The following is a 14,967-nucleotide window of genomic DNA, read 5'->3' as shown; positions in this document are numbered from 1 at the left end:
AGAAAATACCACAAAAGGGGGATTTTTTTGCTTTGATAAAATTTGAAACTTTGCACATCTGATAACCGTGAAAACTTAACTTTCATCAGCTGTTTAATTTTTGTAGCCGATATCGCCCTATCTTCTGTTTTTAAATCAATAAATTTTTAACTATAGGTATATTAAATAATTATAAAAGGAGATGGTATGTACTTCTCCGTAATAATTTTACATAAACAGTAATAGTTTACCTTTTTCTTTTTAGTTGTTTGAAAATGATAAACTATAGCCTCTCGTGATCGGGAGGCTTTTTTGTCTGCAGATTTCCGATCGCCTGTTCTCATCCGAAAATTACACAAAAGGGTTATGTTTTCGTATCCTGAAATTTTTCACCTTTGTCTGAAAAGTGATCATCAGTTAACAAAATTTCTGTTACTGTAAAATGTTTATAACACAAAGTGCAGTCAGGAATTTAACTGATTAATAAAATATAACCATGAATAAACTAAATGTATTATGTCTCCATGGTATCGGAGGTAAAGACAATCCAGGATCTCGAAAAGACTGGAAACAGGAATGGAAAGCAGCAATAGAACGTAAAGTGACGAATACCAATATAAGTTTTCCTGTTTTCGATCACTATTTTGAAAAACAGGAAGCTACAATAACAGATTACTGGAAATTTCTGAAAAACGTTTTTCTTTATGAAAGCAACCGGATGAAAGGAGTAGAAAGTTTTAAGGATGATTATCTGGATATGGTAGTGGAGTTTTTCCGATACCCGGAATTAAGAATGAATTTAAGGGAATTTCTGAAAAAAGAAATTCAGAATACAGGTTGCCATGTCATTTATGCTCACAGTTTGGGCTCATTGATATGTTATGATCTTTTTCTTTCGGAAAATAACGGACAAATTTATAAAGATATTACTTTAATTACAGCGGGCAGTCAGCTCGGTGTTCAGAGGCTTCCGGATTTTATACCTGTTCAAAAACTGAATCTTAAAAGATGGTATAATTTTAATAATCCCTATGACCGGGTTTTTGCCGGAAGCATGATTAGGTTAAATGCTGATAACTTCAGTAACGAAAGGGTAGCGTTCAGAGAAGGACTTGCCTCTCATAATGCCCTGCAGTATATTGAAAAAAGTGATCAGAAAATCTGGACAGATATTATTAACAGCTATGAAAAAGCCTTTTTATAAAGTATTTCATTATATTGAAAATAAAAAAACCTTCCGGACGGAAGGTTTTTTTATGTAAAGCGAAATACTTTAATATTAGTTAGATAAAGAAGCAGAATGGATCAGCATATCTACTAACTTGTTCGAATAACCCATTTCATTGTCATACCAAGAAACCAGTTTTACAAAGTTAGGTGAAAGCATAATACCCGCATCCTTATCAAAGATTGAAGTTCTCTTATCTCCGATGAAATCCTGAGAAACTACCGCATCTTCAGTATATCCAAGAATCCCCTTCAATTCACCTTCAGAAGCAGCTTTAATAGCAGCACAGATCTCCTCGTAAGAAGTTGCTTTTTCTAATCTCACGGTTAAATCTACTACAGAAACGTCAACGGTTGGTACTCTGAAAGACATACCTGTTAACTTTCCGTTTAATGATGGGATTACTTTTCCTACCGCTTTCGCAGCACCTGTAGAAGAAGGGATGATGTTGTTCAGAGCAGCTCTTCCGCCTCTCCAGTCTTTCATGGAAGGACCGTCCACTGTCTTCTGAGTGGCTGTTGTAGCGTGTACCGTAGTCATCAGACCTTCTACGATTCCGAAGTTATCGTGAATCACTTTAGCCAAAGGAGCTAAGCAGTTGGTTGTACAAGAAGCATTGGATAAGATTTTTACATCGTCCGTAAGTTCGGTATGGTTTACCCCCATTACAAACATTGGTGTGTCATCTTTAGAAGGAGCAGAAAGGATCACTTTCTTAGCACCTGCATTGATATGAGCCTGAGCAGAGTCTTTAGATAAGAAAAGACCTGTAGATTCTACGATATAATCAGCTCCGATCTCGTTCCATTTAAGGTTGTTCGGGTCTCTTTCTGCCGTCACTCTGATTCTTTTTCCGTTTACCACAAGGTCATTTCCTTCTACAGAAACTTCACCCGGGAAAATTCCGTGTACAGAGTCATATTTTAACATGTAAGCCATGTATGTAGCATCGATAAGGTCATTAATTCCTACTACTTCGATGTTATCTCTTTCAGTCATTGCTCTGAAAACAAGACGTCCAATTCTACCAAACCCGTTGATACCTACTTTAATTGTTGACATAATAGTTTGTTTTAAATTATATTAAAAATATTAGATTGCTAAGATTTCTGAGATCAATAAAAGATCCTTATTGATTTCATTATGTTTTTTAATGGCTTCTTCAATAGGTGTATACACCATATCATTGGAACGCATACCAGCCATCACGTTAGTCTGTCCTTCCATTAATCCTGTTACTGCACCATAACCCAGCCTGCTGGCTAAGACTCTGTCAGCACAGCTCGGAGAACCTCCTCTCTGGATATGGCCTAAAATGGCAACACGAATGTCATAATCAGGAAACTCCTTTTTCGTTTTTTCGGCCAGCTCATAAATATTGGCCAGCTTTTCTCCTTCCGCCACCACGACGATACTTGACGCTTTTCCGGTTTTTTCAGCATTTCTGAAATTGGCAAAAAGCTCATCAATGCTGTCTTTACGTTCAGGAATTAAAATGTCCAGAGCTCCGGTTGCCAGTCCGCTGTTTAAAGCAATAAAACCGGCATCACGACCCATAACCTCTACAAAGAAAACTCTGTTGTGAGAAGTTGCCGTGTCACGGATTTTGTCGATAGCTTCCATGGCCGTATTCAAAGCAGTATCGTATCCGATGGTATTATCGGTTCCGAAAATATCATTATCAATGGTTCCGGGTACTCCGATAACTCGGATTCCGAATTCTTCATTAAAGATCTTAGCCCCCGTGAAAGTTCCGTCTCCACCGATACAAACCAAACCGTCTATGCCAAGCTTTACGCAGTTGTCGTAAGCCTTCTGGCGACCTTCTTTAGTTTTAAATTCCATGGATCTGGCAGATTTCAGAATGGTTCCGCCCTGATTGATTATATTTTTTACGGAACGAGGCCCCATTTTCAGGAAATCATTGTTGATAAGCCCATTGTAGCCTTCTCTTACTCCGTAACATTCGATATTATAATAATTTGCAGTTCGCACTACCGCTCTTAATGCTGCATTCATACCCGGAGAATCGCCTCCGGAGGTAAGAACTGCAATTTTCTTTACCGCACTCTCTTTCATCTAGTAAAAAATTTCGAACACAAATCTACAAAAACAAGTTCAGATAATCGCAGTAACATGATAAGAGTTTTGAATATAAATGATTAAAAATGTCTAAAATTTGTTGGTTTAAAAATGTACCTCGCTGTTTTGGTTTCCTGAGAATTTACATCCAGATCATACCATGGTGAGATGTTTTTTTCAAAAGGATTGGATAACAGGTGAATCGATTGAGCTGGGGTGAAGCCCTCGCTCAGCAGAAACAGTCTTTTGCCTTCTTTATTTTCGCAGACTCCGGCAATAAAAACCACATGGCCGGGACTTCCGGGAGTGATTAAAATATCACCGGTTTTCAAATATGAATTTTTCGTAACACGGACTGTTTCTGAATATAATGAAATCGTACCTGCGTAATTGAAAATCAGATCCAGATACTTCCTGAAATTTTCGTACGAGCCGTCAGCAGCAGCGGTCTTTCTGAAACTTACAGAATTTCCGCTGACAAAAGCCCGTATTCCGCTTTTATAATCATTCCATGAAACGAGGTGCCCGCTGGTGAAATGAAATTTTACAGCATCAGGTTTTTGAGCTCTAAATAAATATTCTGCCCGCAGACGGATCACGGCGTCAGCGCATTGCTGAAGGTCTTTATTTCCTGTATCAATATCAAAAACGGCTTCATGAAGATTTTGGGTAGCAATGGGATTTCCGTCATATTTCAGAATCGGGCTTCCATAAGGTTTCAGCTTGAAATTTTCAATAAAATATCCGAAGGAACCGGGCTGCTCTTCAACCCAGCGATACCCTTTTGGTGGCGAAAACCTTTCTCTGACTGTATTTTTGCCCTGATGAATTTTCACAGAATTTTCATGATTCAAATCTTTTTGCTCAGCAGATTCTGATAGATACGTGTTCCCGGATTTTTCTTTGCTGCAGCCTGTAATTATTGCTAAAACGGATAGAAATATTATTTTTTTCATGGTGTCTGATGTTTTTACAATAATACATATTCCTCCGGGATTTAAGATATTCATTGGTGGAATTGTTGAATAAGAAAAAGAACTCAGCCAGATCGATCAGAAAGCTAATGTTTTTCTGTGAGATATTTCCAGTATCTCCTCGGGACATGCTGGATGTGCAGTTTCATATTCTTTCTTTCTACAATATTGGTCTTCGTAAAATACCGTTGCCAAAGCGTCTGGTATTGTGTTTCCTGATCGTGGAATTTCTGCTGATACTTGTTGAGGTCTAATTTTTCATCCGGATAAAAGAAGTCACAATCTTGCAGATCATAAAAGAGTCCGTAATTTCTTTTCAGATCATAAATCATCCACTTCTGATCCTGATAACGGTCTTTAAAATGTTTCCGGATTAATGGAAGAACATTGAAGTCGGGGTCAATTTTAGCAAAAAATACCTCATCCTGCATTTTTTCAAAACGAACGAAGGCCGTCATCCGGTGTCTTTCGCGACTGACGGATTTGCATAATTTTGCGATTTTCAAAATATCACTGTCAGCGTAATTTTGCAGAATATTTTCTTCAGGATATTTTACAGACTGCCGTACAGCCGACAGAATGAGCTGTTCCAGTCCGGGATCTTCCGATAAAAAGACTTTAAGCAGGTCATGAATTCCGGGCTTCCCGATATTCTTCTCCAATTTATTCAGAACTCTTTCGGATTTATCATTCTGCGTGATCACCTCATGAATTTCAGCAAAAATATTTTCCTGATGGAATCTCTCCCGGCTTGCAATTTCCACCTCCTGATACCGGTATTCGAAAACTTCAAATATAGCAGTGAAAAATCCGTCGAAACTGCCGTCGTAGAGTAGGGTGGTCATGATTTTTTAATATAGAGGGTTGATGATTTTAATAATCTGATAATCTGATAATTTAACAATATAACAATATAACAATATAACAATGTAATAATGTAATAATTTGAGAAGTATTTATTTATACGTTTTTGTATTTAATGATGTGCCGTGGATGTTATTAATAAGAAAATCTGTTATTTGGATTTTCAGCGGTAACCGTTTGTTTTATGATAATCATAAACGTTATTCTTTGTAGCAGATCAGTTTAATCTCCTTCTCATCAGTTTCACAGTGAAACATGCCTGTTTTTTCGATGATTAATTTGATGCTTTCCAGATCCTGAACGCGATCGGAATTAATAATTTTTGGAAAAATAAGATATTCTATTTCTCTGTATTCCAGCCATCCCCCGAAAGAACTGTTTCCTTCAAAACCGGTCTGCCAATAATCAAATTCAAAAGTACTTTCATGGGTGAGATAAAGTTCTCCGATACGGTCATTCTGAATTTTTTTAAACTGAATTTTTTTGAATTCATCAGCATGGTCGACTATTGTTTCGATCAATCTGATCCATTTGGAATTAGACATGAATGACTGGCGAAATTTTGAAGCAGCTTTTTCAATATCTTTTATTTTTTGGTCATCATAACTCCGGGCTTTTTTAGTTCTCATCCTTTAAAATAAAGTCAACTGCTGTGAAAACTGATTATGAAACTTTGAAGAGCTTCCTCCGATCAGTAACTTCTTCAGATTCTGATCCGTTAAAAACTTAAGGTAGGCATTGCCGGCATTAAAATCTATAAAATATTTTGCCCGGTTTACTGCGGCACCCAATTTTTTTAAATGGTCGATATTCAAAACCTGGAAACGTCTTGCACTGACAATTTTTTTCGCCGTTTTCACACCAATGCCCGGAATTCTTAAAATCATCTGGTAATCGGCAGTCTGAAGATTCACGGGAAATTGGTCCAGGTTTCGCAACGCCCAACTCAGTTTCGGATCAACTTCCAGATCCAGGAAAGGCATCGTAGGATCCAGAATTTCTTCCGCTTTAAAGCCGTAAAAACGCATCAGCCAATCCGACTGATATAGCCTGTTTTCACGAAGCATCGGCACTTCAGTAGTTAGGGACGGTAATCTTTTGTCCTCTAAAACCGGAACATAGCCGGAATAATATACCCTTTTCAGATTAAAATTTTTATAAAAATGATCTGCCACTTTTATGATCTGTAAATCATTTTCATTGGTCGCTCCCACAATCATCTGTGTAGATTGCCCTGCCGGAGCAAATTTTGGTGTTTTTCTGAAAATTTTCTTTTCATCTTTATACTGGGCAATTCCATTCTGAATATATTTCATCGGATTGAGCATGTCCTGTCTGTTTTTTTCAGGCGCCAACAATTTCAGTCCGCTTTCGGTAGGAATTTCAAGATTAATGGATAACCGGTCTGCATATAAGGCCGCTTCCTGCATCAGCTCATCACTGGCTCCGGGAATCGATTTTAAATGGATGTATCCGTTGAAATTTTCTTCAAGACGGAGTTTTTTCGCTACACGGACCAGACGTTCCATGGTGGTATCTGCATTTTTGAATATCCCGGAACTTAAAAATAAACCTTCAATATAATTTCTTCGGTAAAAATTGATGGTTAAATCTACAACTTCTTCCACAGTGAATGCTGCTCTTTTGATATCATTTGAACTTCGGGAAACACAGTATGCGCAGTCGTAAATACAATGATTGGTCAATAGAATTTTCAGAAGCGAAACACATCGTCCGTCCTCTGTATAGGTATGACAGATCCCGCTTGCAGAGCTGTCTCCCAAAGCGCCTTTTTTATTCTTTCTGGAACCCCCGCTGGATGAGCACGAAACATCATATTTCGCAGCATCAGCAAGAATTTCAAGTTTTTCTTTCAGGCGGTCAAAATTCATACATTATTTATTTTTTATAAAAATTCAGAGGTACAAACATCTGTCGTCAGATTCAGCATCGTCAAAACAAAGTAAGAATATACAAAAACAAAACCGGAAATTTTCAACCAACAATGTTTTAATGTAGTTTTTTTTTAACAACGTAATAGATGTTTAAAAAAACATCATTTTACGGTTTTTAATTCTAATTTTCTTTTTCAAATCTAGTTCTAAAATTGATAAATGTCAATATCTTTTCAGTAAAGTTATCCACAGATGAAAGACACAAAATTAGTATATTTACGGTCATTAATTTATGCGTTAAGTCTTAAAAAAATGCAATCAGCGCAATAGAAATAATAAATCCTATGAATCATAAACCCGTTGAAGGTTTTTCCAAATTGACAAAACAGGGGAAAATCGATTGGCTCGTAAACGAATATCTCGAAGGTAACTCCGAATATCAGAATATTTTAAATCAATACTGGAACGATAATGCTGATTTGCAGAAGCTTCATGATGAATTTTCTGAAAATACAATTTCCAATTTCTATATGCCTTACGGAATTGCTCCGAATTTCCTGATTGACGGAAAGCTATTTGCGCTTCCGATGGCTGTGGAAGAGAGTTCCGTAGTAGCTGCCGCTTCAAAAGCAGCGAAATTCTGGATCGATAAAGGCGGTTTTAAAACAACCATCATCAATAATGAGAAACTGGGTCATACCCATTTTATTTTCAATGTCGAATCTCATAAACTGCTTCACTTTTTTAATTTTAACTTAAAGAAAAAGTTAATCGAAGCTACTAACGATATTACGGCGAATATGAGAAATCGCGGCGGCGGGATTTTAGATATCAAATTAGTGGATAAAACGTCCGAAATGCCCAATTATTACCAGCTTAAGGCAAGTTTTGATACGGTGGATTCCATGGGTGCCAATTTTATCAATTCCTGCCTGGAACAGTTTGGGAAAACGTTAAAACAGGAAGTGGCAATCGATGAAAATTTCACGCAGGATGAAAAGAATTCTCTGCAGATCGTCATGAACATTCTTTCCAATTTCACTCCGGACTGTATTGTAAGGGCTGAGGTTTCATGTAACATAGAAGATCTGAAAGATGACAGTGGTATTTCCAACGAAGAATTTGCAAGAAAATTCAAACAGGCAGTAACCATTGCGGAGATCGAGCCTTTCCGTGCTACTACTCACAATAAAGGCATCATGAATGGGGTAGACGCTGTGGTAATTGCAACCGGAAACGATTTCAGGGCCACAGAAGCCTGTGCACACGCCTATGCGGCCAGAGACGGGAAATATGCTTCACTGACGCACTGCACTACAGACAACGGAATATTCAGATTCTGGATCGATCTTCCGATATCAGTGGGAGTCGTGGGAGGGCTGACGAATCTCCATCCGTTGGTAAAATTTTCACTGGCACTGCTGGGGAAACCGTCTGCTCAGGAATTAATGAGTATTCTGGCGGTTTCAGGACTGGCTCAGAATTTCGGAGCACTACGCTCTCTGATAACCACGGGAATCCAGAAAGGACATATGAAAATGCATTTGCTGAATATCCTGAACCAAATGGGTGCAACAGAAGAGGAAAAACAGCATTTTGTCACTTATTTTAAAGATAAAACGGTGACCCACCACGAAGTGATCAATGAATTTAACCGTTTGAGAGGAAACTGATGCTGCAGATTATTATTCCCATCGTATTTCTGATTTTCGGATTCTTTTTAAAAAAAACTGAGCATCCCGGATTCAGGAGTTCCAAAAGATTTTCCAACCTGTTTATCATTTTGGGAATCTCTACGTTGGTTGCTAAGTTCATTTTAATGTACTTAAAATCAAAATAGTGAAAAAAAGTATTGTATTTTTCTTACTGATTTCAGGGTTAGGCTTTTCGCAGCAGAAAGAAGTGAAAATAAATAACCTGCCGCCAAAATCTGAAAACTTTGTATTTCCTGTGGTTACTTATGCAGGAAATCCAGCAATTGCCGATAAGATCAATACATTTCTGCAGGTGAAAGAACTGGAATATATTCCGAATTCTGGTGGAAATCCTTTTAAACTGGCCTCTACCGCAACCAATTCTTATTCCAACTATGTTTACTTCTATGATTGGGAGAAACTGGAAACGTCTAAAAATATCTTAACAATGGGTATTCATGGTGAAGCTTCTGGAGCTTATCCTGAAGAATTTGAAGATTGGAAGAATTTTGATCTAAGGACGGGAAATTTTATCAATGCTGAAGATTTATTTCAGGCAGAGAGCAGGAAAACAGTCAATGGTTTGATTCAAAGTAGAGTAAAAAAAAGAGTGAATGACTTTCTTTTGAAATTAAAATCTGAAAAAAATCCATCAGAGGAGATTCAGGATCAAATTGCAATGTATGAAGATTGTTTCATAGAACATACTTTGAAGGGTATCCGGTATTTTTTTGGTAAGGATAAAATTACTTTTGTGGCAGGCAGATGTTCTAACCATGCGATGAGGGCATTGGACGATCTGGGAAGTCATGAACTTGAATTTACCTATAAAGAACTTGAAAAATACCTGAGTATTTATGGTAAAAATCTGATTTCAGGTTCGGAAAAGGTAGAGCAGACTGGACCCGGGAATAAACTGTTCAAAGGAAAAATTGACGGAAAATATCCTGTTACGGTTTTGTTTAACGAAATTAATGAGGACGATTCTTTTTCCGCCACTTATTGGTATGATAAGAATAAAAAACCGATTAACTGGAGAGGAGAGTTTATTCACAATCATTTTTCTATCACCGAAGATGATTATCATAGCGAAGAACTTAAAGAATGGGTTCCAAGAGCCTTAATAGAAGCGGATTTGAAAGGAAGCAAAATCATTGGAACCTGGCAGGATTATAAAACAAAAAAATATTTAACCCTAGAATTAGAAGAGTTATAAAATGAAAACAATTACATTAATTTTTGGTGCCGTTTACGGAATGCTGTCCGTAATTTTAGGAGCGTTCGGCGCACACGCTTTAAAGAAAATTTTATCCGTTGAAAGGCTGGAAAGCTTTGAAACCGGAGTGCGATATCAGATGTATGCTGCCTTCTTTCTATTGATCGTCGGCTACATCCTGAAGTTTGAAACTCCTTCGGAAAAGTGGACTTCCCTTTTAATGATCATCGGAACTTTTATGTTCTCCGTAAGCATTTATTTTCTGAGTCTTCAGGATTATTTAGGGGTCAATCTCAAGTTTTTGGGTCCCATTACTCCACTGGGAGGTTTACTGATGATCCTGAGCTGGGGAATGCTGATTTTTTATTTTGCTAAAAACAGGATGTAAAAGAAGCGCGAGCGAAGCGAGCGTCAAAACACGGTCTAATAAAAAAACATGATGTGGCCATAACCTGATTCAGATGGGTTACAAGTACAATTCGGATTGGGAATCCTTCGTTTACAAGAATAGTTTCTCTGCAAGACTATTTACTAAACAGGAACAGAAATTAATACAGAATGATGATCGTAATTTTAAAAATGTATTAAAATGAAAATCAATAGAAGAAGACGTTTGATCAAAACATTTAATCTTTTGGATCAGCCCATCAGATTTAACCCGTTTGTATTCAGCCGGACTTTTTTCATGTGGGCTGTCACGGGTCTGGTCGGTGGAATTATAGCCGGACTGTACTGGATCGTCCTTGAACACTTTACTGAGTTTCTAGCGCAGTTTCAAGGCTGGATGGTCATTCCTACCATGGCCGTATCAGGTCTTCTGGCGGGACTGGTGATTCACTTTATCGGTGATCCCGGAGAAATTCACTTAATTGTCAATAACATCAGGTTTAATAAAGGAAAACTGGAACCGAAAAATAATCCTTCCATGATTCTGTCATCTCTTTTCTGTGTAGCATCAGGAGGAAGTTTGGGACCGGAAGCACCTTTAGTTCAGGTGACAGGTTCTACAGGAACGTGGCTGGGGAAAATTTTCAGGCTCAAAGGTGAAGAATTACGCTCCTTGAGCATTGCAGGAATGGCATCCGGTTTTACCGCACTTTTCGGAGCTCCGTTGGGAGGAAGTCTTTTTTCACTTGAAATACTCCATCACAAACATGCGGTGGAATATTACAAAGCAATTATCCCTGCCCTGGTGGCAAGTTGCTTCAGTTATCTGATGTTTGCGCTGATCATTCATTTGGGAATAGGAGCCACCTGGGATCTGAAAGCTTATCACTATACAGGAGTTTACGATTTTGCCTATGCTACGGCTTTCGGAATCGTGGGAACTTTATTTGGATGGATTTTTATTTTTGTTGTAAAATTTTTCAAAAGAATATTTGAATACAGAAAATTCCCTATTTACATTAAAACATCAGCCGGCGGAATTATTTTAGGAATAATCGCTTTCTACTTCCCACTGACAAGATACTTTGGGCATAATGAAGTTAATCATTTACTTAACGGAAATTTCGCACTGAACTTTCTTGTTCTCATCCTGGTTTTCAAAATGATAGCCATAGCCATTACGGTTACTTCGGGCTGGAGAGGCGGTTTTATCATTCCGCTTTTCTTTGTAGGAACCACTTTGGGATTAATCATTCACCACCTATTTCCGGCAGTTGATACGACTCTGGCAATCGTAAGCTGTATGGCTGCCATCAATGCATGTGTCACCAGAACCCCGATGAGTACCACCATTATTTTGGGAACATTAACAGGGTTTACCTACTTTGTACCGATCCTTTTTGCCAGCTTAACAGGGTATTTTCTGGCTCCCAAAATTCCGTTTATCGGTTCTCAATCTGAAAGATTAGCCGGGGAATAAAGCAAATTTGCAGGATATGTTAAAAAACAAGTTCTCTGTACTTTAAATTTTGAGTCAATAAACTTGAACTTCCGTGTCTTTTTAGTAAATTTGTCAACCTTTAAATTTTAAAATAAAATAATAAAAATAATATGAATCTTCACGAGTATCAATCAAAAGAGATTTTATCAAAGTACGGAGTAGCTATCCAACGTGGTTACGTAGCAAATAACGTAGACGAAGCGGTAGCGGCTGCTGAAAAACTAACTGCTGAAACCGGCGCTCAGGGATGGGTTGTAAAAGCACAGATTCACGCAGGCGGACGTGGTAAAGGAGGCGGTGTTAAGTTCTCTCCGAATATGGATAAACTTAAAGAAAACGCGCAGAACATCATCGGAATGCAGTTGATTACTCCGCAGACTTCTGCTGAAGGCAAATTGGTAAATTCTGTATTGGTTGCAGAGGATGTATATTATCCGGGAGAAACAGAAACTAAAGAATTTTATGTTTCTATTCTTTTAGACAGAGCTGAAGGTAAAAATACGATCGTATATTCTACTGAAGGTGGAATGGATATCGAGCACGTTGCTGAGGTAACTCCTCATTTGATTCACAATGAACTGATCGATCCTGCTTTGGGTCTTCAGGGTTTCCAGGCCAGAAAAATTGCTTTCAATTTAGGTCTTGAAGGAAATGCATTTAAAGAATTTGTAAAATTTATCTCTTCTTTATACAATGCATATACAGGAATTGATGCCTCTCTTTTTGAAATCAACCCTGTGCTGAAAACTTCTGATAATAAAATTATCGCTGTAGATGCTAAAGTAACTTTGGATGGAAACTCATTATTCCGTCACAAAGATCTTGAGGCGCTTAGAGATACGAGAGAAGAAGATCCTATTGATGTTGAAGCGGGTGAAGCCGGTCTTAACTTCGTAAAACTGGACGGTAACGTTGCCTGTATGGTGAATGGTGCAGGTCTGGCAATGGCTACCATGGATATCATTAAATTATCCGGTGGTAACCCTGCCAACTTCCTGGACGTGGGTGGAACTGCTGATGCTCAAAGAGTACAGACTGCTTTCGGAATTATCCTTAGAGATCCAAACGTAAAGGCGATCCTGATCAATATCTTTGGGGGTATCGTAAGATGCGACAGAGTAGCTCAGGGTGTAGTTGACGCTTATAAAGCGATGGGAAGCCTTCCGGTTCCGTTAATCGTAAGATTGCAGGGAACAAATGCTGTTGAAGCGAAGCAGTTAATCGATGATTCAGGTCTTCCTGTACATTCTGCAATTACTTTAGAAGAAGCAGCCAACAAAGTAAAAGAAGTTTTAGCATAATACTGAAATTCTTATATAAAATAAAAACCGTTTCATTTTTGGAACGGTTTATTTTTTTGAAAATTAAGGATAGATCTGTATAACTCATAAAAAAAAAACCGCCTTCTTAGGCAGTCTTTATTTTAATCGTGATTTTCGTTAATGAAACCTTCTCCATTTGTAATATTGATACTGGTAGGCGTTACCAGCTGAATATCATCGCTGTCAAGACGTGCTTTGATCTTCATCAAGGCATCACTTTTTAAGTGAACCATATTAGCCCCAACCTTCATCCAGAATTTTACCTGCAGATTGAATGTTCCCTGTTTTAAATCTGTGAAAATAACCTCAGCAGTATCTAATCGGTCTACATCTTCAAGATTTTTAATAACCTCTGAAACACCCCGCTGAGCTTTGTAAATATCCTCATCAGCCGGAATTTCAAAATTTAAAATAATCTTCCGTTGAGGTGAAGCCGTTATATTATAGAAAGGAGCATTGAAAATAACCTGATTGGGGATGTAGGCTTTCTTCCCGTCATCAGTAATGATCTTGGTTGTTAAAAAACCAATTTCCTGTACGGTTCCTGAATGGGTACCGATGGTAATATAATCCCCCACCTTAAATGCTTTATCAATGCCAATCAGCATGCCGGAGAATATACTGGATACCAAATCTTTTAAGGCAACACCGGCAATAACCCCTGCGACTCCTAAACTTCCTATAAATTTCCACAGAAAACCGCTGAATCCCATGATTTCCAAGGCTATGAATGTGCCCATCAGCATGATGACAAACCTGAAAATACTGATTAAAGTGACCAGTGAGCTTTCTTTTTTACTCTTGGGAAATAGTTTGTGGAAAATTTTAACAGAGAATAAACTTAAATATTTACTCGTGATCAGAAAAAAAGAGAATACTAAAATCCCTACGATTAATTTGGGAGTAAGTTCTGCAAATTTAATATACCAGTTTTCCAGGACTCTATAGACGACATCGATGTAGCTTAAACCATTTTTTTGCATGAACTTAAGAATTATTTTAATTAAATATAAAAAATTTTAAACAAAAATTTTGCCAGTATTAAAAAGTCTACTAAATTTGTAGACTAACAAAGCAGAATATTATGTCAATTAAACTGGGAGACACCGCACCGAACTTTCAAGCTGAATCATCTTTAGGTGATATTGATTTTTATCATTATTTAGGAAATTCATGGGGAATTCTTTTCTCACATCCGGCAGACTATACACCGGTTTGTACTACAGAACTTGGCTATACCTCAAAGTTAAAATCCGAATTTGAGAAAAGGGGAACAAAAGTGATAGCCTTAAGTGTGGATGGAGTAGAAGACCATCAGAACTGGATTAAAGATATTAATGAAACTCAAAATACAGAAGTACAGTTTCCCATTATTGCGGACAAAGGAAGAAAGGTTTCGGAACTGTATGATTTTATTCATCCGAATGCCTCAGCGACAGCCACTGTACGGTCTTTACTCATTATAGATCCGGAAAAGAAAGTGAGGTTAATCATAACGTATCCCGCATCTACAGGAAGAAATTTCGATGAAATTTTAAGAGTACTCGATTCTCTGCAGTTAGTAGATTCTCATAAAATAGCAACGCCTGTCAACTGGAAGGATGGAGATGACGTCATCGTTCCCCCAACGATTTCTACAGAAGATGCCAGAAAGATATTTCCAAAGGGTGTTACTGAAATAAAGCCTTATCTGAGATATACCCCTCAACCTAATACATGATTTATTTGATTTTTTATAGTTTAGTTTTAATTTGTAAGAAAATCGCCCCGAAAAATTTCCGGGGCGATTTCATTTGTATACGATAAGTATGGGTTAAAGTGATTA

Annotated in this window: 14 protein-coding genes; 7 read left to right on the top strand and 7 right to left on the bottom strand. The window is 37.7% G+C overall.

Going from position 1 to position 14,967, the window contains the following annotated elements; genetic code table 11:
• Positions 1 to 475 precede the first annotated feature (475 nt).
• Positions 476 to 1,183 carry a hypothetical protein gene (locus ODZ84_RS10480; RefSeq protein WP_266177006.1) on the top strand — a complete coding sequence of 236 codons (708 nt, stop codon included), beginning with the start codon at positions 476 to 478 and terminating at the stop codon, positions 1,181 to 1,183.
• A gap of 75 nt (positions 1,184 to 1,258) precedes the next feature.
• Here ODZ84_RS10480 and gap read toward each other — a convergent pair whose 3' ends face one another.
• The 6 genes from gap to ODZ84_RS10450 all read right to left on the bottom strand — a co-directional run bounded on the left by gap (position 1,259) and on the right by ODZ84_RS10450 (position 7,019).
• Positions 1,259 to 2,269, bottom strand: a complete 1,011-nt coding sequence (gap, locus tag ODZ84_RS10475; RefSeq protein WP_266177005.1) for a type I glyceraldehyde-3-phosphate dehydrogenase — start codon at positions 2,267 to 2,269, stop codon at positions 1,259 to 1,261.
• Positions 2,270 to 2,299: 30 nt separating this feature from the next.
• Complete coding sequence (gene pfkA / locus ODZ84_RS10470; protein ID WP_266177004.1) at positions 2,300 to 3,286, bottom strand: 6-phosphofructokinase; 987 nt, start codon at positions 3,284 to 3,286, stop codon at positions 2,300 to 2,302.
• Between the two features lie 83 nt (positions 3,287 to 3,369).
• Entirely contained in the window at positions 3,370 to 4,245 is an 876-nt protein-coding gene (locus ODZ84_RS10465) for a DUF4846 domain-containing protein (RefSeq protein WP_266177003.1), read from the bottom strand.
• A gap of 104 nt (positions 4,246 to 4,349) precedes the next feature.
• Positions 4,350 to 5,108 carry a TIGR03915 family putative DNA repair protein gene (locus tag ODZ84_RS10460; RefSeq protein WP_266177002.1) on the bottom strand — a complete coding sequence of 253 codons (759 nt, stop codon included), beginning with the start codon at positions 5,106 to 5,108 and terminating at the stop codon, positions 4,350 to 4,352.
• A gap of 219 nt (positions 5,109 to 5,327) precedes the next feature.
• Positions 5,328 to 5,756, bottom strand: a complete 429-nt coding sequence (locus tag ODZ84_RS10455) for a hypothetical protein (protein ID WP_266177001.1) — start codon at positions 5,754 to 5,756, stop codon at positions 5,328 to 5,330.
• Positions 5,757 to 5,759: 3 nt separating this feature from the next.
• Positions 5,760 to 7,019, bottom strand: a complete 1,260-nt coding sequence (locus ODZ84_RS10450) for a putative DNA modification/repair radical SAM protein (RefSeq protein ID WP_266177000.1) — start codon at positions 7,017 to 7,019, stop codon at positions 5,760 to 5,762.
• A gap of 347 nt (positions 7,020 to 7,366) precedes the next feature.
• Between ODZ84_RS10450 and ODZ84_RS10445 the strand changes: the two genes are divergently transcribed.
• From ODZ84_RS10445 to sucC, 5 genes are all read left to right on the top strand, one after another.
• Positions 7,367 to 8,695 carry a hydroxymethylglutaryl-CoA reductase, degradative gene (locus tag ODZ84_RS10445; RefSeq protein ID WP_266176999.1) on the top strand — a complete coding sequence of 443 codons (1,329 nt, stop codon included), beginning with the start codon at positions 7,367 to 7,369 and terminating at the stop codon, positions 8,693 to 8,695.
• Between the two features lie 166 nt (positions 8,696 to 8,861).
• Positions 8,862 to 9,932, top strand: a complete 1,071-nt coding sequence (locus ODZ84_RS10440; protein ID WP_266176997.1) for a hypothetical protein — start codon at positions 8,862 to 8,864, stop codon at positions 9,930 to 9,932.
• Between the two features lies 1 nt (position 9,933).
• On the top strand, positions 9,934 to 10,320 hold the full coding sequence (locus ODZ84_RS10435) for a DUF423 domain-containing protein (protein ID WP_266176996.1): 387 nt from the start codon (positions 9,934 to 9,936) through the stop codon (positions 10,318 to 10,320).
• A gap of 201 nt (positions 10,321 to 10,521) precedes the next feature.
• Positions 10,522 to 11,799, top strand: coding sequence for a chloride channel protein (locus ODZ84_RS10430; RefSeq protein ID WP_266176995.1), 1,278 nt, complete (start codon positions 10,522 to 10,524; stop codon positions 11,797 to 11,799).
• Between the two features lie 131 nt (positions 11,800 to 11,930).
• Positions 11,931 to 13,121 (top strand): ADP-forming succinate--CoA ligase subunit beta, encoded by a 1,191-nt coding sequence (gene sucC, locus ODZ84_RS10425; protein WP_266176994.1) that lies wholly within the window; start codon positions 11,931 to 11,933, stop codon positions 13,119 to 13,121.
• 122 nt (positions 13,122 to 13,243) lie between these two features.
• Here the strand turns inward: sucC and ODZ84_RS10420 are convergent, their stop codons facing one another.
• A complete protein-coding gene (locus ODZ84_RS10420; protein WP_266176993.1) occupies positions 13,244 to 14,125 on the bottom strand; it encodes a mechanosensitive ion channel family protein in 882 nt (293 codons plus the stop codon).
• Between the two features lie 101 nt (positions 14,126 to 14,226).
• Here ODZ84_RS10420 and ODZ84_RS10415 point away from each other — a divergent pair, with 101 nt between their 5' ends.
• On the top strand, positions 14,227 to 14,862 hold the full coding sequence (locus ODZ84_RS10415) for a peroxiredoxin (RefSeq protein ID WP_266176991.1): 636 nt from the start codon (positions 14,227 to 14,229) through the stop codon (positions 14,860 to 14,862).
• Positions 14,863 to 14,967 lie beyond the last annotated feature (105 nt).

Origin of the sequence: Chryseobacterium fluminis (genome assembly GCF_026314945.1) — a bacterium.
In the GTDB taxonomy this organism is placed as follows: Bacteria; Bacteroidota; Bacteroidia; order Flavobacteriales; family Weeksellaceae; genus Chryseobacterium; species Chryseobacterium fluminis.
The sequence above is the reverse complement of the archived record's forward strand: the minus strand, read 5'-3'. Positions and strand labels throughout refer to the sequence as shown.

Excerpts from the sequence above, each read along its gene's own strand:
- ODZ84_RS10480 (WP_266177006.1), top strand. The coding sequence starts at position 476 with ATGAATAAACTAAATGTATTATGTCTCCATGGTATCGGAGGTAAAGAC.
- gap (WP_266177005.1), bottom strand. The coding sequence starts at position 2,269 with ATGTCAACAATTAAAGTAGGTATCAACGGGTTTGGTAGAATTGGACGT.
- pfkA (WP_266177004.1), bottom strand. The coding sequence starts at position 3,286 with ATGAAAGAGAGTGCGGTAAAGAAAATTGCAGTTCTTACCTCCGGAGGC.
- ODZ84_RS10465 (WP_266177003.1), bottom strand. The coding sequence starts at position 4,245 with ATGAAAAAAATAATATTTCTATCCGTTTTAGCAATAATTACAGGCTGC.
- ODZ84_RS10460 (WP_266177002.1), bottom strand. The coding sequence starts at position 5,108 with ATGACCACCCTACTCTACGACGGCAGTTTCGACGGATTTTTCACTGCT.
- ODZ84_RS10455 (WP_266177001.1), bottom strand. The coding sequence starts at position 5,756 with ATGAGAACTAAAAAAGCCCGGAGTTATGATGACCAAAAAATAAAAGAT.
- ODZ84_RS10450 (WP_266177000.1), bottom strand. The coding sequence starts at position 7,019 with ATGAATTTTGACCGCCTGAAAGAAAAACTTGAAATTCTTGCTGATGCT.
- ODZ84_RS10445 (WP_266176999.1), top strand. The coding sequence starts at position 7,367 with ATGAATCATAAACCCGTTGAAGGTTTTTCCAAATTGACAAAACAGGGG.
- ODZ84_RS10435 (WP_266176996.1), top strand. The coding sequence starts at position 9,934 with ATGAAAACAATTACATTAATTTTTGGTGCCGTTTACGGAATGCTGTCC.
- ODZ84_RS10430 (WP_266176995.1), top strand. The coding sequence starts at position 10,522 with ATGAAAATCAATAGAAGAAGACGTTTGATCAAAACATTTAATCTTTTG.
- sucC (WP_266176994.1), top strand. The coding sequence starts at position 11,931 with ATGAATCTTCACGAGTATCAATCAAAAGAGATTTTATCAAAGTACGGA.
- ODZ84_RS10420 (WP_266176993.1), bottom strand. The coding sequence starts at position 14,125 with ATGCAAAAAAATGGTTTAAGCTACATCGATGTCGTCTATAGAGTCCTG.
- ODZ84_RS10415 (WP_266176991.1), top strand. The coding sequence starts at position 14,227 with ATGTCAATTAAACTGGGAGACACCGCACCGAACTTTCAAGCTGAATCA.